Source organism: Herbaspirillum lusitanum, from assembly GCF_046025995.1.
Lineage (GTDB): Bacteria > Pseudomonadota > Gammaproteobacteria > Burkholderiales > Burkholderiaceae_D > Herbaspirillum > Herbaspirillum lusitanum_A.
In genome coordinates this window covers 214,823-232,337 of record NZ_JAQQFM010000003.1, presented here as the reverse complement: position 1 = coordinate 232,337, position 17,515 = coordinate 214,823, and the positions used below count along the sequence as shown (strand labels likewise).

Genomic DNA, 17,515 nt, shown 5'->3' with positions numbered 1-17,515 from the left:
CAGCATCATCCGCTTATCGAAACATTGTCTCCAGGCTGGGATTATAGGCGATCGCGGGCGCGGCGGAAATGACGGCGAATGCCGCTGATTACTGTCAGACATGCGTACCTGCCATGCCTGCCCGGCGCCACCATCCACATGAGCAACACGGCAATATGATGAAACCGACAAGTCTCTTTCTGCTGCTCGCCATTTTTACCGGCCTGGCGCAGCCGGCCCTGGCCGCCGGCGATGCTGTGGCCGGCAAAAGCGCCTTTGCCAAATGCGCCAGCTGCCATCAGGTCGGCCCCTCGGCACGTGCCGGTTTCGGCCCGCAACTGAGCGGCGTGATCGGGCGCCGCGCCGGCAGCACCAGCGACTTCAAATATTCACCGGCGATGAGGAGCTCCGGCATCGTCTGGACCGAGGATACATTGCGCGCCTTCATCAAGTCGCCCGATGAGGTCGTTCCCGGCAACAAGATGCGGTTCTTCGGGATCGGCAGCGATAAGCAGATCGACAATCTGCTGGCCTATCTGCGCAGCGCCGGATAGAACATTACATATGCTGCGCGCACCAAGCCGCGCAGTATTGCCAAACATGCAGCATCATGGCTTTGCTGCGCTTCATCTGCTGCAGTTTTTCAAAAACATCTGCTCACAGGCAACACTTCTGGTCGTAAAATCCGCAAGATGTAAAGATCCTGCCGGAGTATGCCGATGAAAGATCCCTATCTGTTGCAACGCTTCGTCGAAGCGCAAGCGCCGGTGTTCGAACAGGTGCGCGCAGAATTGCAGGCCGGCTGCAAACGCAGCCACTGGATGTGGTTCATCTTTCCGCAAGTCGCCGGCCTCGGCCGGAGCGAGACGGCACGGCGCTTCGCCATCTCCTCGCTCGACGAAGCCGCCGCCTATCTGCGTCATCCTATCCTGGGACCGCGCCTGCGGCAGTGTACGGCGCTGGTCAATAGCATTGATGCCGACGATATCGCCGGCATCTTCGGCGCGCCGGACGATCTGAAATTTCACTCCTCGATGACGCTGTTCGGCATCGCCGCGCACGATGCGCAAGACGTCGATCTGTTCGCCGCCGCGATCAGCAAATATTTCGACGGCGAGCCCGATTGCGGCACGCTGGCACGGCTCAAAACTGGCAGCACCATCTGCTGAGCGCCGGCCGGACCACTCTGCGCCTCACGGAGCACGCTGATCAATTTATCAATCTATGGCAAGCTTCGCACTGCTGCCATGATTGTCAGATATCATCAGGCCTTGACCAGAGCTGCCGCACTCTTGCATTTTTCCCGGATCGCAACAACAATCTGGAAAACCTGCGCGCCTCGGCGCTGTGCCTCTCCATCGCTGTTCACCTGCTCCGTCCACCTTTTCAGCCTTTGATTGAATTCCATGCATAACTACGTTGATCCAGCAGCCCTGGAAGAATTGAAGAAAGCCGATAACCTGCCTGCGCCGAGCGGCGTACGTCTCAACATCATGCGCCTGTGTCAGGCTGAGGACGATGTCTCCCTGTCCGATCTGATTTCGCAGATCCAGGCCGATCCGGTATTGGCCGGGCGCCTGATCAAGATCGCCAACGGCGCCGGCGTCAACATGGGGCGCCAGATCGTGGCGGTCAATATCGACGTGATTCTGATGATCGGCCTGGATGCGGTGCGCCAGCTGACGCTGGCGATTTCACTGACCAGCAACCGGCGCAACGAAAACTTCCCCGGCTTCGATTACGACGCTTTCTGGTCGCGCTCGGTGGCCATGGCTTGCGCCGGTCAGGCGCTGGCCGAATATTACGGCGCGGTGCCGCCGACCGAAATGTTCGCCAGCGGCCTGCTGGCCAATATCGGCCGTCTCGGACTGACTTCCACCGGCTCCGGCGAGTATGTGAAGCTGCTGCAGCAATCGCTGCCGTCCGCTGAACTGGCCAGACAGGAGAAGGCCATCTTCGGCTACAACCATCTGGATCTGGCGGCCGCCATGATGCAGGACTGGAATGTGCCGCGCCTGTTCTGCGAAGCAGTATGGCACCACGAGGCGCCGGAAGAGTCGGGCGTCGATGTCGGCTCGCGTCAACGCAAGCTGATCGACCTGCTGAACTTGTCTGCCGCCATCGCCGACTACTGCTGCGCCAGCGACGCCGACCGCATGAAGGCTTTCCTGGCACTGCTGAAATGCGCCGAACGTCTCGAGCGCTCGCAGGAAGATCTGGTCGCCGTGTGCGATCGCATAGGCCGTTACTGGGCGGAATGGGGCGGCATCGTTCACATCCAGACACGCCGCCTGCCTTCCACGCGTCAGATGCTGACTTTATCGGTGGCCGAGCAATAACATATCTGCCGCCGCCGTTCAGCGGCAGCTAAGAGAGATACGGCGTCCAGGCGGGCGCCGTTTTCATTTGCCCGTCCGACGGTGTCAGCCTGACCGGCCCAGCGGCGCGTTTGCAATCACAGCAAAATGGAATTTCAGCCAGCACAGCGGGCCGCCTTCTCAGGCACTTCGTTGTATACGCTAAAATATATCGAAACGAAAAATCGGCAAGTTCAATCCGGTGCATCGGCCCATCACCAATCAGGCCTGCGCACTTCCCCCGGTAACTGCGGTCAACAGACTTTCGAGCCTGGCGAGCGCGCTCTTCGAAGCGGTGAATACATCATGAAAAAAGCTCTGGCCTTGCGCCACGTCGCGTTTGAAGATCTCGGCCAATTGGCACCCTTGCTGGAAAGCAGCGGTTTTGAGATCGAATACTTCGAAGTGGGCGTCGATTCCTTCGCCGGCGCTTCGCCGCTCGATGCCGATCTGGTGATTGTGCTGGGCGGCCCGATTGCGGTCTATGAACTGGATCAATATCCCTATCTGCGTGCTGAAATTTCCTGGCTGCGGGCGCGCCTGCTGGAAGATCTGCCGACGCTGGGCATCTGCCTCGGCGCACAACTGATGGCGGCCGCGCTGCATGCCAAGGTCTATCCCGGCAACGCCGGCAAGGAAATCGGCTGGAGCCCGCTCAAGCCCGGCAGCGACGCCGCCGACCTGCCCTGCATGCAATGCCTCATGCAGGGAGATATTCATGTCCTGCATTGGCATGGCGACACTTTCGATTTGCCGCAGGGAGCACGCCATCTGGCGGCCACCGACCGTTATCCCAACCAGGCGTTTTCGTGGGGCCGCAATTGCCTGGCACTGCAATTTCATCCTGAGTTCGACGTCGGGCGTGTCGAACAATGGCTGATAGGCCACGCGCACGAAATCGCACACACCAGCGACCTCAGCCCGGCCGGTCTGCGGCGCGAATCGCAAAGCCACGCGCAGCCCTTCCGCGTCGCCTCACGCGACTTCTGGAACGGCTGGCTCGCCAAAGTGAACCCGTCCGTGGGCCGACCAGCGCGACGCGCAGCAGCGCTGTAATCCTGCAGTGCTGCTAGCTTGCCGCCAGCCTGAACCAGGCGCCCGGCGCCTCGGCGCAAGGAAGATCAGCCACGCCGGTCTTGCGCCAGATTCTGCTCATCGAGCAACTGCTCAGCCTCGGATACGCCGCCCGGTTTGATCTGCGGGCGCTGGTTTTTCTGATTGGCGACCACCTTCTCTTGCTTCGCATCCGGATTGGCCACAGGCGTAACGCTCTCGCTGTCGATCGGATCGGCGCCCGTCAGTTGTGGCATCGCTGGTGTATTCATGATGTGCTCCTTCAGACCTGCGGTCATGGGGTGGGCGAAGCGGGCGACACATCGGCACGAAGTTGAATCTGCGAAAGTGTCTCCGGCCAGTTGCCGAATGCCCGTATCTCACTGTCCAGTATTGTCCCGCCCGGGCAGCGCAGAAAGCGGCCATGCGCGCTTTAGCGCGTAGGAAAAAACCTCACGGGGAGAACCGCGCAGACGAGGGATCAGGATTGGTTTTCCTGCCCCAGCAAGTCATGCGAGTTGAGGATGGTGTAGCCGATCTCGGGATGCTTTTCCAGACAGCGGCGAATCGCTGCGGGGATGGTCTGGTGCAATTTCTTGCACAGGCCGGGGCGTTCCGCCAGCTGGATGCTGAAGCCGCGCACGGTGCGTACCTCGTTGCCGGCGGGTGCAATGCTGAGCACGATGCCCAGTTGTTGCTGCAGGCGTTCGCCGATGCGGATCAGCTCGGCATGGCTCGCTATCTGTTCGATACGGGCGATCAGGCGTTTCTCTTCTTCGCGCGTCAGACGCAGCACGCTCAGATCGGCCTGCGGATCGCTGAGCAGCCGTTCGCGCTCGCACACGCAGGCGCCGGGCGGACACTCCTTGCGGAGCGGGAAAGGCGGAACAGGAGAAAAAGGAAGCTGCGTCATGAGCCGGCACCGCGAAAGTTCGCGACCGGGAAGTTCACCGGCCGCGCGTCAGAATTGCGTCAAACCTTCATCAACTTCTTGCTGCTGCACACCACTATTTGCTCCGCGCTGCTTCTGCTGCGGGCTGCGGGGACGAGGCCGGCAATGTCATCCATCGCACCGGCCTTCACTTCACCCGGCGATCATACCTTTTTTACGAACTCGGTCTTCAGACTCATGGAACCGAAGCCGTCGATCTTGCAGTCGATGTCGTGATCGCTGTCGACCAGGCGGATATTCTTGACCTTGGTGCCCATTTTCACGACACCGCCGCCGCCCTTCAGCTTCAGGTCCTTGATGACGCTGACGGTATCGCCGTCCTGCAGAATATTGCCGGCCGCATCGCGATAGACGCGGGGACCGTCTTCGGCCGCCGCTTCGCCTGCCGCCGACCATTCGTGTGCGCATTCAGGGCAGATCAGCATGCCTGCGTCTTCATAGGTATAGGCGGAACTGCATTGGGGACAGGCGGGCAAGGTACTCATGAATTCTTTCGGATCAGTGAAAACGGATTGATGCGCGGTACAGCGGAACAGGAAAACGGCGCCAAGTATACTCGCTGCCGCTGTGCGCCTGCGTATCCAAGTATCCGGAGTATCCGAAATCAGGACGCGGCTTTGACGCTGTAAGTGAAGACCGTCGCCTCTGCATCCGATCTGACATCGATAGTGCCGCCATGCGCCTGCGCGATTTCAGCCACAATGAACAGACCAAGTCCGAGACCATCCTGCGCGCGCTCACCGGTCTCACGCCAGAACGGTTTGAACAGTTGCGAAATCTTGCTCGCCGCAATCGGTTCGCCACCGTTGGAGACCGACAAAGAAAATATGTGGTCGCGAAAATTGCTGCCGACCTTGACCGGCTGGCTAACATCGCCGTGCACCAGCGCATTCTTGAGCAGGTTCGACAACATCTGCGCCATGCGTTGCGCATCGCACAGCAGCACCGGGCAAGCTGACAGATCAGCCTCGATGTTGCGCTCCGGATAGGTGCTGCGCAACTCCGCGATCACCTGCTCGAAGGCAGCGGCCAGCCGCGTTTCATGCTCCAGCCGCAGCGCGATGCCGCCGCCCATCTGGCCGCGCGTGAAATCGACCACATCATCCACCAGGGTCGCGATGCGCTGCGCACTGCGGCGTATGCGCTCAACCACGGTCTGCGATTTCGGCGCCAGAGTCTGGGTCATCAGCAGATCCGTCCCCATCAGAATGGAACCCAGCGGATTGCGCAGGTCATGGCCCAGCACGGCGATGAATTTTTCGCGCAGTACGGCGGCCTCACGCTCATCCATCAGCGCGCTGCGCGTCTCCTCCAGACTGCGTTCGTTTTCCAGTTGCAGTGAAATCAGCTGCGCAAACAGGGTCATGCTGTCGACCGTGGTCTTTTCGGACAGCCGGGCTTCTTTAGGATCCAGCCCGCACAGCGTACCGAAATAAGCACCGTCAGGACGGAATAAGGGAATCGAGAAATAGCTCTGGAAACCGTAGAGGCGCGGCGTATGGTGGTCTCGGTAAACCGGATCGCTGCGCACCTCGTCGATAATGATGGCGGTACGCGTATCGCGTACTGCTTCGCACAAGGTGGTGGTGACATCCAGAGGGTCGCCGACCTTGAGTCCGAAGTTGAGTTTGTCGAGCACCGCGCAGGTAGTCCAGGAGTTCTCGGTGACCCGGGCGATGCAGACAAAACCGAGACCGGTCATCGTGGCGATGGCTTCGAGGATGGTGGGTACTGCGCCGATGGATTGGATGGATTGAATATCGGCGGCGAGATCGGGATTCATGCGTATTATTACTCTGCTAATTTTTCAGCGACATAGGGGATACATAGGGAATGCTGCATTATGCGCGAGAAATTCATGCCGCAAAGTGCGCCGTTCAATATGCACTGCCGATCATATGATCGCTATCAGACATATGCGGAGCAAGCAGCGCCCTGCCGAAGCCGAATGTGCCGCAGCTATGCGGCACTGACTCCAGACAGCTTCAGCAAGCCAGCCCCATCCAGCGGCGTACGCGACGATAGCCGATGACGATGCCGGTCAGCGACAGCAACATACCGCCTGTGCTGAGCAGGATCAGCACTACCTCGCGCAGTGCACCTGTCTGCAGAAACAGCGGCAGATCCCAGCTGTGCAGGAAGCTGAACAGCCAGCGCCCCGTGCGTTGTGCACGGTCGGCGCTGAGCTCGACCTCGCCGCTGTGCAGATCGAGGTGCACCCAGGTGTTGCCGCCGTCGTCAAACTTCAGGCGCAGTGCCGGCAGACGGCGTTCGGAGGCGCCCATCATGGCTTCCGGCTGACGGCCGTAGTAGTACTTGTCGTAACGCTGCAATAACTCTTCACTACTCAGCCCGATGCCGGGCGGCATCAGCCTGGCTGCCGCCGGCAACAAATCTTCTGGCGTCCATTGCTCGCGCACCGCATAGCCGCCTTGCTGCGCCACGATCAGGCGCGTCGCATCAGCGCCGTTGCGCGCCAGCAGATATGGCCGGCCGCCGAGTACCTTCCACTCCAGCTCACGCGCATCGAAGCCGTTCTGCTGCAGCAAGGCCAGTGCCTGCGCCGGATTCAGCGGCAGGCTTTGCTGCCCCGGGGTGGCGCCGCGATAGGCCCTGAGGTCGGGCCGTGCGCCGGCCGGATTGAAGATGCCGAGAGGGTTCATCGACATCAGCCCGCTGAAGATCCAGGTCAGCGTGATTGCGGCGAACAGCAGGCCGGTGATGTGATGCCAGCGCATGAAGTTTTCGCGATACGGCGAACGCGAACCGGATTTGTAGTTGCCCGAAAAACGCCAGCGCCAGATGCCGGCGAAGGTGCCCGCGATCGACGACAACACCGCCACCGCCGACAACACGATCACGATCCACGACCAGACCGGATCGGACGGCCGGTCGCGAAACATGTACAGCCAGTGCAGCCAGGCGCCGACAAAATTCCACATGCGCTGGGCACGTGGCGCGTCCAGCACCACTTCGCCGGTGGCGGAGGAAACGTAGAGCAAGGTGTGTGCGGCATCGTCCATCTGCACCATGTGCAGCGGCCGGTGTGCATTGAGCGCGCCGGAATGGGTCCAGCGGTCTTCATCGATCAAGCCGAGGTAATGCGCCCCGGCCCGACCGGCATCCGCCATGAAACTGCGCGCCGACAGGATGGCGGCAGCAGCATCGGTCAATGCGGCAACATTTCCGTCCTGCGCATCCACCACCCGATAACGGCCGTCGCCCTCGCGCAGGCGATAGACCATGCGGCCGCGCACCGAGCTCAGCACCAGCTCGCTCACCTGCTCCGGATTACGGCTGCGCACCAGCGCCTGCTGCGGCGAGATGCAGCAGGCCTGCGTCGACAGGCTGGCCAGCGACGGCAGCGCATGCAAGCGCTCCCACGGCGTCAGCTTGGGATAGCCGATGAACAGCATCACCATGCCGCTCAGAAACCACAGCGCCATCAGCATGCAGGCGAACACGCCGCTCCAGCGGTGGATCAGATACACCAGCCGTCGCGCGCTCATGTCGGCACCTGCTTGCTCATGCCTTCATCCGATCAGAAGCGATGATGCACCGCCAGCTCGACCTGGCGCCCCGGCCCGTACAGCCATTGCGTATTGGTGTAGTAGGCGGTGGTGAAGTAGGCCTTGTCGAAGATGTTCATGCCGCGCAGCGTGATGGTGGTGGCGGCATCCATCTTCCAGCGCAGCGCCAGATCGGTGGTGGTGTAGGACGGCATCTTCAGCGTGTTGGCGTTGTCGGCGTAGCGGCTGCCGACGTAGCGCAGACCGCCGCTGGCGGTCCAGCCCGGCATAAAATCCCAGCTCAGCCACAGATTGGCCAGACGGCGCGGCACGTCGGTCGGCACATTGCCGTTGCGCGAGACGCTCACGCCGCCGACCGACTCCGAGAAGGAATCGTATTGCGCGCGCAGCAGCGAAGCATTGGCATCGAGGCGCCAGTCCCTGGCCAGCAGCAAAGCCAGACTGGCCTCGATGCCGCGCGACGAACGCTGGCCGACCTGCACGCTCAGATTCGGATTGCTGGCGTCGCGCGTCAGCAGATTGTTCTTCTTGATGTCGTAGACCGCCAGCGTCCATTCACCATTGCCGTTCCAGAAGGCCTGCTTGGCGCCGACTTCGATCTGCTTGCCGGTGGCCAGACTGTAGCGGCTATTGGCCGGCGACAGCATCAGCATGCCGCCGATGGGATCGGCGGCCTCTGCGTACTGCGCGTAGAGGCTGGTGCTGGAATCAAGCGCGTAGACCGTGCCGAGACGCCAGCCGGTGTTGGAAAAACTCTGATCGAAAGCGCCGGTGCCGCCGGTCAGATCGGTGCGCGACACATTCGCGTGGTCGTAGCGCAGGCCGGCCAGCAGCGATAACTTGTCATTCAGCTCCAGCCGGTTTTCAGCAAACAGCGAATACTGTGAAGCGGTGTTGCGATAGCGCGGAATGAAGGGAATCGTGCTGACGTAATTGCCCGGCACCGGATTGTAGGGATCGACCGAAGGCGAGGACCCGGTATAAGTGTTGTTGGTGTGCGTGAAGGAACTGGAGCTGATGTCGAAGCCCAGCGACACCTGATTCTTCAGCCCCAGCAGATGACCGCGGAATGTCGCATCGGTGGTGTTGCCGGTCTGCGACTGATCGTGGCGGATTTCCGTATTGCCGGAACGATCGATCAGCCCGGTGCCGGCGTTGTAGACATAGGACTCGGCATTGCGATAGTAGCGATAACTGTTGATCTGATACAAGCGGCTATGGAGGGTGGTATCGGCATTCGGCTTCCATTCGGCTTGCAGTTGCGCCCAGCGGTCCTTGTATTGAATGTCGCTGTCGGCGACGTTGTAGTTCTTGTCACGCACCGCCTCCAGCTGCTGGCCGTTGACCAGCGGCGTGCCGAAGTAGCGCATCGGCCGCTGGCGACCTTGCGCATAACTCAGTTGCAGATTGAACTCGGGCGACACATCCAGCCGCAAGGCGCCGGAGAAAGTCAGGTCATTCGAATTGCCGCGATCGACCCAGCCGTCGGATCTGTCGCCATCGATGTCGAAGCGATACGACAGCATGTCGTTGATGGCGCCGCCGCTGCCGAACCCGAAGCGCTGCGTGTTGTTGCTGCCGACGCTGAATTCGGCCTCATTCTGCACCGCGCCCTGCGCCGGCTTTTTGGGAATCACATTGACCACGCCGCCGATGGCGCCGTCGCCGTAGATCACCGAGGCCGGGCCGCGCAGCACCTCGACCCGCTCCACCGACCAGGTGGAAAACGGAAAGCTGACGCCGACGCCGCCGTACTGGCGCAGACCGTCATACAGACGCATCACCGAGGTGGTGTCGGTAAAACCGCGCACCGACAGCGAGCTGCCGCTGTTGCCCGGATGCGCCAGGCTGCTGAAACCGGGTGCGCGGGTAATGGCGTCAACCAGCGTCGCATCGCCGCGCTCGTCGAGCTGACGACGGTCGATCACGCTGACGCTGGCAGGATTCTGCAGCGGCGTCAGGCCCAGATTGGAGCCCGTGGCTGCCGGCGTGGTCAAGGCGGCAAGGCCGGCATTGTCGCTGGCCACCACCGAAATCTGCGGCAGTGAAGTCTTGTCGTCGGAATTGACGCCGGCATCAGCCGCCAGCGCCGGACGAAAGGCCAGCGCCAGCGCCAGGGGCAGCGTATGCAAGGCGATGTGAGCGCTTCTGGAAGCCGGCATGGCGGCACGTGATTGAGACATTCTTGTTTTCATTTTTTATCGCTAGGCATTGCTGGAGAACCGGCGCGAGCTTTGCAAGTTCGGCCGGCGCATCCGGGCATCGGTAAAGAAAGTACGTGGGCTGAGCGGGAAGACGGCAAGGCGGCGCGAGTCAATTCGACGGATCGAAATGCCGCTGCGACGCGCGTCAGATCAGATGTGCAGGCGGCGCGCGCGAGCGCTCGGAACTACCGGCGAAGCGGGGATGGAAGGAAGCGGGGAAGAGCGGCGACAACGGCAAGCCGTCGCCATCGAATGCCAGACTGAAATCGAGCGCGGCCGGCGGCAGCGGCGCCCCGGCATGACCTGAGCAATAGGGACAAGCGGAATTGATCTGCTTCTGATTTTGCGGAGCGGAGTTCTTGCCGGCAGTGCTGTCGCCGGCCAGCACTTGTACCTGCCTCGTCTGCGACACCGAACAGATCTGCATCGCCAGTGCATCGAATCCGCTGCGTACGCCGGCGATAGCGAGCGTGCCCGAAATCGCAGGCGCGAGCAGCATGACCAGCACTGCCAGGAGTGCGATCCACGAGATACGACGCTGCACTGGTCGGCCTATGTTCATGGGCGGCGATCTTAACAGCGCTTAAAAATCACGGCCACAGCCATCATCCCTGCCGCATCCGCCGGTTCTGCGATGCAATCGGGCGCAATCCCGTGCGGGGAAAGGAACTTCGAATGTTTTCGAACATTCCCCATGATCCCGACTGCGACAATATGCCGCAGCACGGGCCCTCGAAGCGCCGGCAGACCGCCCTATCCGCACCACCCCAAACATGAAAACCGCATTTGCAAGTGCGAAATGCTTCCTTCCTGATCGCCGGCCGCTTATCTATTCTTTGCAGCTTGCACGCCGGCTCCGGCGCGAAATTCAGATAAGAACAGAACAGGGAAAGAGAACAACATGAGCGCATCCAACCTCAAGAGAAGATTGCTGCTGCAAGGCCTGGCCGCCGGCGCGCTGGTCTCGGGCGCACCACTGGTGCGTGCCGCGCAGGACAAGACCCTGCGCATCGGCTATCAGAAATTCAACACCCTCAATATTCTCAAGGGCACCGGCCAGCTGGAAAAGACCCTGCAGACCAAGGGCTGGAATGTGAAGTGGTTCGAGTTTGCGGCCGGCCCGCAGCTGACCGAAGCGCTCAATGCAGACGCCATCGATTTCGGCCACGCCGCCGATACGCCATCGGTGTTCGCCAATGCCTCGGGCGTCAACGCGGTCTATCTCGGCGCCGAGCAACCTTATCCGAAAGGCATCGCAGTCTTCGTGGCGCAGGATTCGCCGATCCGCTCGATCAAGGAATTGAAGGGCAAGAAGGTGGCCACCGGGCGCGGCTGGAACGTGCAGTTCCTGTTGCTGAAAGCGCTGGAAGAAGTCGGCCTCAGCTATCGCGATATCGAGCCGGTGTACGTCACCAACGCGGCCGATGTGCGCGCCGCCTTCCAGTCCGGCAATGTCGATGCCGCGACGCTGTGGGATCCCTTCCTGGCCGGCCAGCAGATCACCACCAACCCGCGCATTCTGCGCGACGGCACCGGCCTCTCGAACAATCGCACCTTCCATCTGGCGGTGCCGAAGTTCGTGGATCAGAACAAGGACATCGTGCGCACCCTGTTCGCCGAACTCAAGAAAGCCAATACCTGGACCCAGGCTCATCCGCAGGAAACCGCCGACCTGCTGGCGCCGCAACTGGGGGTCGATGCCAAGGTGCTGAAGCTGGCGACCGAACGCCGCAACTACACCACGGTTGCCGTGGATGCCGGCATCGTCGCCGAACAGCAGCAGATCGCCGACGCCTTCCTCAAGCTGGGCCTGATCAAGAATCCGGTGCAGGTGCAGGACAAGGTCTACCGCGAAGTGCTGCTCTGAGATGCATCTCGCCGCCTTTCTGATCGCCGGCAACGCCGCCCATAGCCAGGCGCTGTGGCGCCATCCGGCCAGCCAGCCGGGCGGCTTCCTGACGCTGGACTATTACCGCCATATCGCGCAGACGCTGGAGCGCGGCAAGTTCGATCTGCTGTTCTTCGCCGACCGCCTGGCAGTCTCCACGCGTTACGGCGGCAATCATCACTACGGCGCCGCCTTCGGCGACCAGGACGCCACCCGCATGGATCCGGTGCCGCTGCTCGGCGCGCTGGCCGCCGTGACGCAACACATCGGCCTGGGCGCCACGCGCTCCACCACGTATTCGCAGCCCTACAGTCTGGCGCGCGAATTCTCCACGCTCGATCATCTCTCGGCCGGGCGTGCCGCCTGGAATGTGGTGACCTCGGTCAATCAGGGCGAAGCCGACAATTTCGGCCTGCGTGAAACGCTGGCGCACGATGCGCGCTACGACCGCGCCGACGAATTTCTGGAAGTCACGCACAAGCTGTGGCAAAGCTGGCAGCCCGACGCCTTGCTGCTCGATGCGGAGCAGCGGCGTTATGCCGACGCCGGCAAGATCGCCGCCATCGATCACAAAGGGGCGCATTTCAATGTGCGCGGCCCGCTCAATATTCCCTCCTCGCCGCAGCGCGGGCCGGTGATCATCCAGGCCGGCTCTTCGCATCGCGGCCAGGACTTCGCGGCGCGCTGGTCGGAAGTGGTGTTCAATATTCAACCCGATCTGCCGCGCATGCAGCGCTTCTATCAGGACCTGAAAGGCCGCGCCGCCAAGTTCGGCCGCGCGCCATCGGACATCAAAATTCTGACCGCCGTCATGCCCTTCGTCGCCGCCACGCGCGAAGCAGCAAAGGCGCTGCAGGCGCAGCACAATGCGCTGGCCGAACCGCTGGTCGGCTTGTCGACGCTGTCGAGCCACATGAACGTGGATTTTTCGGAATACGCGCTGGATGCGCCGATTGAAGATATTCAGGTCGCGGGCATGCAAGGCCTGTTCGCCGTGATCCGCGAAATCTCGGCCGAACGCCGGCTGACGCTGGCCGACGTCGGCCGCCTCTACGCCACCGGCGTGCTGGTGCCGCAGATTGCCGGCACCGCCGCCGACGTCGCCGATTATCTGGAACACATCATCGCGCAGGGCGGCGCCGACGGCTTCGTCATCTCACCGGTGCATCTGCCCTCGGGCTTCGACGCTTTCGTCGATCTGGTCATCCCCGAGTTGCAAAGTCGCGGCAGTTTCCGGCGTGATTATGCAGGCAGGCATTTGCGGGATCTGCTGACGGCGAACTAAGTCGCCTCAAATGAGAAGACGGCCATCCGCGCAAACGGATGGCCGTCTTTTTTTACGATTGCTGAGCCATCAGGCCGTGACCGGCTTCCAGTAATACGGCAGAATCCAGCCGTTGCGGAACGGTACATAGCCGCCCGGTTTCTTGCCATAGACCACGCTCGATACGCCCTGCACCAGCGGCAGCGCATAGCCCTGATCCACCACCCATTTGTGGAATTGCTTGTAGCCTTCCATGCGCTTTTTATAATCCATTTCCACCAGCAAGGGATCGAGCTGCGCCGAGACATCGTTGCTGCGCCAGACCGAGAACAGCATCTTGGGATTCAGATAGGCGCCGGCCGCCAGTTCAGGATCGCCGGTCGCATTCGCCCACAGCCACAAGGCCGGGCCTTCCAGCTTGCCGGACTGCACCTTGGGGAAATATTCCGACAATTCAATCGCTTCCAGCGAGGCGTTGATGCCGACCTTTTTCCACATCTGCACGATGGCGCGCGCCATGTCGAAGTCGTTCGGATAGACGCCGTTGGTGGCAAAGAAACGGAAGCTGACAGGTTTCTCGACACTGAAGCCGGACTTGGCCAGCAGCGCCCTGGACTGCTCCGGATCGTAGGCGAATTTTGCATCGGGGTCGAAGGCCGGCGTGCCGGGTGCAGCCGGGGTCGCCAGCGGCGCCGCCACGCCGTTGAAGAAGGCCTTGGAGAGCGCCTGCTTGTCGATCGCATGGTGCATCGCCAGCCGGACATTGGCATCAGTCAAGGCGCCGGTGTTGACCATGTGGATCACGTAAGTGTCGACCGTCGGTGTCAGCTGTGAGGTCAGATTGGCATTGGTGGAAAGGCGCACCGCATCGCGGATCGGCAGATTGTAGGCCAGCGCCAGTTGCCCCGATTGCACGCCGGACACGCGCGCGGTCGGATCCTTCACCACCTGAATCGTCAGATTCTGCACCGTGGCCGGACCACGCCAGTATTTTTCCCAGGCCTGCAATACGATGCGCGAATCGCGCTGATACTCAACCAGTTTGTAAGGGCCTGTACCAATCGGTCTGGCGATGAAACCTTCGGTGCCGACCTTCTCGATATAGGCCTTGGGCAGGATGAAGGCGCCGGTATAGGCCAGATACTGCGGCGCCGTGACAAACGGATAGGACAGATGCACCACGGCCTTGGTCGGCGACGGCGTGTCGACCTTGACGATACCACCCCAGATCGCGCCCAGTTGCACGCCTTTTTCTTTCTTGGGGCGATCGAAGAAGGTGTATTTGAAATCCTCCGACGTCATCTTGTCGCCGTTGTGGAACAGCACATCGTCGCGAAATTCCAGCTCCAGGATTTTGCCTTCCTTGTCCAGCCAGCGATAGGCCTTCACCAGCCCTGGCTGCAATTCAGACGTGGCCGAGTATTCCAGCGGCTGGTCGAACACGCATTTGAAGATCGACACCGGCGCCGGCGCAATGCGGCCGGTCGGGTCCCAGCTGTACACATCGACCGGCGAGCCGATCGCCAGCGACATGGCGGACGGGGCCGGCGCCGCGCGCGCAAAATCCGCCATCCATTGCGACATCAGCAAACCGCCCACGCCCAGCGGCACTTTCTTTACGAAATTTCTGCGATCCATATTGCTTTTATCCTTGAGGTTGATGTCATCACGCTGCCGAGCTTTCCTCGCTGCCGATATCGGCGACACTGCAGATGTTCATGCGGTGCAGGTCGCCGGCACGTCCTCAGAACGGCTTGTCGCCGCGCACCCACAGGCGATGCATTTCGCGTATGTACTTCTTGTCGTCGAACAGGCTGCCGGTATGCAGCGTGCAGCGGTTATCCCACACCAGTACATCGCCCACCTGCCACTTGTGGCGATAGACGAAACGTTCCTGGGTGCCGTATTCAACCAGCTCATTGACCAGCGCCATGGCCTCTGCTTCAGGCATCCCGAGAATGCCGCGCACCGTGCCGGTGCTTGGCCACAGCGCCTTGCGGCCGTTGGCCGGATGGGTGCGGATCAGCGGGTGCAGCACGTCGGGATTTTCCGTCTTCATCTGCTCGCTCAGCTCACGCCGGCCATACTGGCGAGTCGCCATGAAGTACTGATAGCTGTGATGCACCACCAGCGGATCGAGCTGCCTGCGGCGCTCTTCCGGCAGCGTGTCGTAGGCTGCGCACATGTCGGCCAGCAGCGTATCGGCGCCTTCCTCCGGCACGGCGACGCTGTACAGCATGGTGCACATCACCGGCTTTTCCTTGTACGAATAATCGGTGTGCCAGCCGACGCCGTCGTTATGGCTGCCGATAGGCTTGCCATCGACCACCCGATTCGACAGCAGATAGATCTCGGGATAGCCGGCCATCGTGTGTTCCTTGATGGTGTGGCCCTCCGGCTCGCCGAACTGGCGCGCAAAGTTGACCAGCTGCTCCGGGCTCAGCTTCTGTCCACGCAGCAGGATCGCGCCATGCAGATGAAAGGTCTGCACCACGTTCGCCAGCATCTCGGGCGAAGCGCTGGCCAGGTCGACATCCACAATGCAGGCGCCGAAGTTGTCCTTCAGCTTGACGGTTTTCAAAGGTGTGCTGGCTTCCAGCGTTGCTCTCATGTTCATCTTGATTGACTCCATACTTGTGTTGAATCCGCATTCCCCATCTGCATCTGACGATGCAGGCCGGCGACCGGCGGGGTGAAACCGGTCGCGCGGCATATCGGTGCGCCGCGTCGGAACGGGATGAACCACCAGAAGATGGCCAGCAAGCAATGATCGCGCCATGCCTGCAGGCACTCCGCCGCGCGTGCCCCCATGCCAGCGTCAGCACGCGACCGCAGACCGGCTTGCGCCGAAACGAGCAGATGCATCATCGGCTTGCCATCCTGTTAGCGGGGAAATGCGCAGCGCTCATCAGAAGGTGTGAATCATCGCCAGACGCGTGGTGATCTGATGCGTGCCGTCCGATACGTCGGTGTAGAAACCCGCACCCTGAGTCGCATTCACGTTGGGCGTCGACTTCAGGTAAGAAAATGCGCCATACAGCCAGGTGCGTTTGGACAGGTTGTAGCGCGCGCCTACCGTCGGCTGATTCCAGTGCGCGTTGTCCATCTTGGCGTACTGGTAACCGAAGATGCCCAGCCACTGTGCCGAGAACGGATAGATGGCGCCGGCTTCATACACCCGCATGGTGCTGCTGCCGGTGCTGCGCTTGAAGGTGGTGGCCGAGGTATTGGCGACCAGAGTCAATTTTCCGAGGGCATAGCTGATGCCGGCGCCGGCGATGGCTTGCGAATCCACCGTCAGTCCTGCCGCATACAGATCGTTGACGACGCCGGTGCTGGCGTTCTTGGTGGCCACCGTGGTGCCGGCGAAATTGAACACGCCGGATTGCAGATACGGATAGACGGTGGTGTCGCTGATATGGGTATAGACGCCGATCACGTTCAGCGGGCCGTTCTTGTAACCCGCCCCGAAGCTGTAAGCGCTGCCCTGATGAAAGTTGCCGGCTGTCTCGCCGAACTTCCACAGCGCACCGAAACTGAAACCCTTCATGTCCGGGCTCATGTACTTGACGGTATTGTCCAGCTGCTGGCCCGAGATGCGATCGAAGTCGCCCTGGTGGCCGGCATATACGCTGGCGAAACCGCCGACGTTCATCTGCGTCAGATAATCCTTCACGAGATCGTACTGACGACCCATGGTAAACGCACCGTAACTGTCGCTTTGCAGGCCGACATATGATTGCCGGCCGAACAGCCGGCCGCTTTGGCGCAGCCCACCGGTGCCGAGCGCGAAGCCGTTTTCCAGCACGAAGATGGCGCGGTTGCCGCCGCCCAGATCTTCGCTGCCCTTGAAGCCGAGACGGTTGCCGTAATTGACGCCGTCGGCGAACTTGTATTGCTTCTTGCCGGCCTGGTTGTCGATGAAGGTAATGCCGGCATCGATGATGCCGTAAATGGAGACGCTGCTCTGTGCGTGGCCGGGCACCGTACAGGCGCCCAATATCGTTGCTGCGGCTAGATGCTTTTTCATTCCACCCTCTTGTTGGTACTGCAGACTGTCTGCTCTGAGTACAGCCTGCGCGTATGCTCATCAATGTGACGAGACGCGGGCCGCATGCGGTGCGCTCGGGCGTTTTTTTCGATCCTTGTCCGTGTCTCCCCGGCGGTATCGTTGCTCTCTGGTCCCGCTTTCGGCTGCGCTTTTCCGGAATGACGCGTGCAGCATCGGGTTGTGATGAGAATAGACATCTGCGCACCGCCAATCTTGTTCAAAACTGCCTGAGTTCTT

16 protein-coding genes are annotated in these 17,515 nt (G+C 61.2%); 6 read left to right on the top strand and 10 right to left on the bottom strand.

Going from position 1 to position 17,515, the window contains the following annotated elements; genetic code table 11:
• Positions 1-158 precede the first annotated feature (158 nt).
• From PQR62_RS06900 to PQR62_RS06885, 4 genes are all read left to right on the top strand, one after another.
• Complete coding sequence (locus PQR62_RS06900) at positions 159-533, top strand: c-type cytochrome (protein WP_408156866.1); 375 nt, start codon at positions 159-161, stop codon at positions 531-533.
• Positions 534-698: 165 nt separating this feature from the next.
• On the top strand, positions 699-1,148 hold the full coding sequence (locus PQR62_RS06895; protein WP_408156157.1) for a DUF1810 domain-containing protein: 450 nt from the start codon (positions 699-701) through the stop codon (positions 1,146-1,148).
• Between the two features lie 237 nt (positions 1,149-1,385).
• A complete protein-coding gene (locus PQR62_RS06890) occupies positions 1,386-2,318 on the top strand; it encodes an HDOD domain-containing protein (protein ID WP_408156156.1) in 933 nt (310 codons plus the stop codon).
• A 324-nt stretch (positions 2,319-2,642) separates the two neighbouring features.
• A complete protein-coding gene (locus PQR62_RS06885) occupies positions 2,643-3,392 on the top strand; it encodes a glutamine amidotransferase (protein WP_408156154.1) in 750 nt (249 codons plus the stop codon).
• Between the two features lie 65 nt (positions 3,393-3,457).
• Here the strand turns inward: PQR62_RS06885 and PQR62_RS06880 are convergent, their stop codons facing one another.
• From PQR62_RS06880 to PQR62_RS06850, 7 genes are all read right to left on the bottom strand, one after another.
• Entirely contained in the window at positions 3,458-3,661 is a 204-nt protein-coding gene (locus PQR62_RS06880) for a hypothetical protein (protein ID WP_408156152.1), read from the bottom strand.
• A gap of 209 nt (positions 3,662-3,870) precedes the next feature.
• Positions 3,871-4,302: a hypothetical protein gene (locus PQR62_RS06875; protein ID WP_408156150.1), complete on the bottom strand. Its 432-nt coding sequence runs from the start codon at positions 4,300-4,302 to the stop codon at positions 3,871-3,873.
• 182 nt (positions 4,303-4,484) lie between these two features.
• Positions 4,485-4,826 (bottom strand): zinc ribbon domain-containing protein YjdM, encoded by a 342-nt coding sequence (locus PQR62_RS06870; RefSeq protein WP_408156149.1) that lies wholly within the window; start codon positions 4,824-4,826, stop codon positions 4,485-4,487.
• A 119-nt stretch (positions 4,827-4,945) separates the two neighbouring features.
• Positions 4,946-6,124: a GAF domain-containing sensor histidine kinase gene (locus tag PQR62_RS06865; protein ID WP_408156147.1), complete on the bottom strand. Its 1,179-nt coding sequence runs from the start codon at positions 6,122-6,124 to the stop codon at positions 4,946-4,948.
• Between the two features lie 202 nt (positions 6,125-6,326).
• Positions 6,327-7,850 (bottom strand): PepSY domain-containing protein, encoded by a 1,524-nt coding sequence (locus PQR62_RS06860; protein ID WP_408156145.1) that lies wholly within the window; start codon positions 7,848-7,850, stop codon positions 6,327-6,329.
• Between the two features lie 32 nt (positions 7,851-7,882).
• On the bottom strand, positions 7,883-10,054 hold the full coding sequence (locus PQR62_RS06855; protein WP_408156144.1) for a TonB-dependent receptor: 2,172 nt from the start codon (positions 10,052-10,054) through the stop codon (positions 7,883-7,885).
• A 166-nt stretch (positions 10,055-10,220) separates the two neighbouring features.
• On the bottom strand, positions 10,221-10,637 hold the full coding sequence (locus PQR62_RS06850; RefSeq protein WP_408156142.1) for a DUF2946 family protein: 417 nt from the start codon (positions 10,635-10,637) through the stop codon (positions 10,221-10,223).
• Between the two features lie 339 nt (positions 10,638-10,976).
• Between PQR62_RS06850 and PQR62_RS06845 the strand changes: the two genes are divergently transcribed.
• Both PQR62_RS06845 and PQR62_RS06840 read left to right on the top strand, forming a co-directional pair.
• The gene (locus PQR62_RS06845; protein WP_408156140.1) at positions 10,977-11,942 is read left to right on the top strand and encodes an aliphatic sulfonate ABC transporter substrate-binding protein; all 966 of its coding nucleotides are present in this window, start codon (positions 10,977-10,979) and stop codon (positions 11,940-11,942) included.
• 1 nt (position 11,943) lies between these two features.
• A complete protein-coding gene (locus PQR62_RS06840) occupies positions 11,944-13,248 on the top strand; it encodes an LLM class flavin-dependent oxidoreductase (protein WP_408156139.1) in 1,305 nt (434 codons plus the stop codon).
• Between the two features lie 69 nt (positions 13,249-13,317).
• Here PQR62_RS06840 and PQR62_RS06835 read toward each other — a convergent pair whose 3' ends face one another.
• The 3 genes from PQR62_RS06835 to PQR62_RS06825 form a co-directional block, all read right to left on the bottom strand.
• A complete protein-coding gene (locus PQR62_RS06835) occupies positions 13,318-14,865 on the bottom strand; it encodes an ABC transporter substrate-binding protein (protein ID WP_408156138.1) in 1,548 nt (515 codons plus the stop codon).
• Positions 14,866-14,971: 106 nt separating this feature from the next.
• A complete protein-coding gene (locus PQR62_RS06830; RefSeq protein WP_408156136.1) occupies positions 14,972-15,844 on the bottom strand; it encodes a TauD/TfdA dioxygenase family protein in 873 nt (290 codons plus the stop codon).
• A gap of 291 nt (positions 15,845-16,135) precedes the next feature.
• Positions 16,136-17,257 carry a porin gene (locus PQR62_RS06825; RefSeq protein WP_408156134.1) on the bottom strand — a complete coding sequence of 374 codons (1,122 nt, stop codon included), beginning with the start codon at positions 17,255-17,257 and terminating at the stop codon, positions 16,136-16,138.
• Between the last annotated feature and the right edge of the window lie 258 nt (positions 17,258-17,515).

What these genes read in the sequence shown, in the direction of transcription:
- PQR62_RS06900 (WP_408156866.1), top strand. Translation starts at nt 159, where the DNA reads ATGAAACCGACAAGTCTCTTTCTGCTGCTCGCCATTTTTACCGGCCTG.
- PQR62_RS06895 (WP_408156157.1), top strand. Translation starts at nt 699, where the DNA reads ATGAAAGATCCCTATCTGTTGCAACGCTTCGTCGAAGCGCAAGCGCCG.
- PQR62_RS06890 (WP_408156156.1), top strand. Translation starts at nt 1,386, where the DNA reads ATGCATAACTACGTTGATCCAGCAGCCCTGGAAGAATTGAAGAAAGCC.
- PQR62_RS06885 (WP_408156154.1), top strand. Translation starts at nt 2,643, where the DNA reads ATGAAAAAAGCTCTGGCCTTGCGCCACGTCGCGTTTGAAGATCTCGGC.
- PQR62_RS06880 (WP_408156152.1), bottom strand. Translation starts at nt 3,661, where the DNA reads ATGAATACACCAGCGATGCCACAACTGACGGGCGCCGATCCGATCGAC.
- PQR62_RS06875 (WP_408156150.1), bottom strand. Translation starts at nt 4,302, where the DNA reads ATGACGCAGCTTCCTTTTTCTCCTGTTCCGCCTTTCCCGCTCCGCAAG.
- PQR62_RS06870 (WP_408156149.1), bottom strand. Translation starts at nt 4,826, where the DNA reads ATGAGTACCTTGCCCGCCTGTCCCCAATGCAGTTCCGCCTATACCTAT.
- PQR62_RS06865 (WP_408156147.1), bottom strand. Translation starts at nt 6,124, where the DNA reads ATGAATCCCGATCTCGCCGCCGATATTCAATCCATCCAATCCATCGGC.
- PQR62_RS06860 (WP_408156145.1), bottom strand. Translation starts at nt 7,850, where the DNA reads ATGAGCGCGCGACGGCTGGTGTATCTGATCCACCGCTGGAGCGGCGTG.
- PQR62_RS06855 (WP_408156144.1), bottom strand. Translation starts at nt 10,054, where the DNA reads ATGTCTCAATCACGTGCCGCCATGCCGGCTTCCAGAAGCGCTCACATC.
- PQR62_RS06850 (WP_408156142.1), bottom strand. Translation starts at nt 10,637, where the DNA reads ATGAACATAGGCCGACCAGTGCAGCGTCGTATCTCGTGGATCGCACTC.
- PQR62_RS06845 (WP_408156140.1), top strand. Translation starts at nt 10,977, where the DNA reads ATGAGCGCATCCAACCTCAAGAGAAGATTGCTGCTGCAAGGCCTGGCC.
- PQR62_RS06840 (WP_408156139.1), top strand. Translation starts at nt 11,944, where the DNA reads ATGCATCTCGCCGCCTTTCTGATCGCCGGCAACGCCGCCCATAGCCAG.
- PQR62_RS06835 (WP_408156138.1), bottom strand. Translation starts at nt 14,865, where the DNA reads ATGGATCGCAGAAATTTCGTAAAGAAAGTGCCGCTGGGCGTGGGCGGT.
- PQR62_RS06830 (WP_408156136.1), bottom strand. Translation starts at nt 15,844, where the DNA reads ATGAACATGAGAGCAACGCTGGAAGCCAGCACACCTTTGAAAACCGTC.
- PQR62_RS06825 (WP_408156134.1), bottom strand. Translation starts at nt 17,257, where the DNA reads ATGAAAAAGCATCTAGCCGCAGCAACGATATTGGGCGCCTGTACGGTG.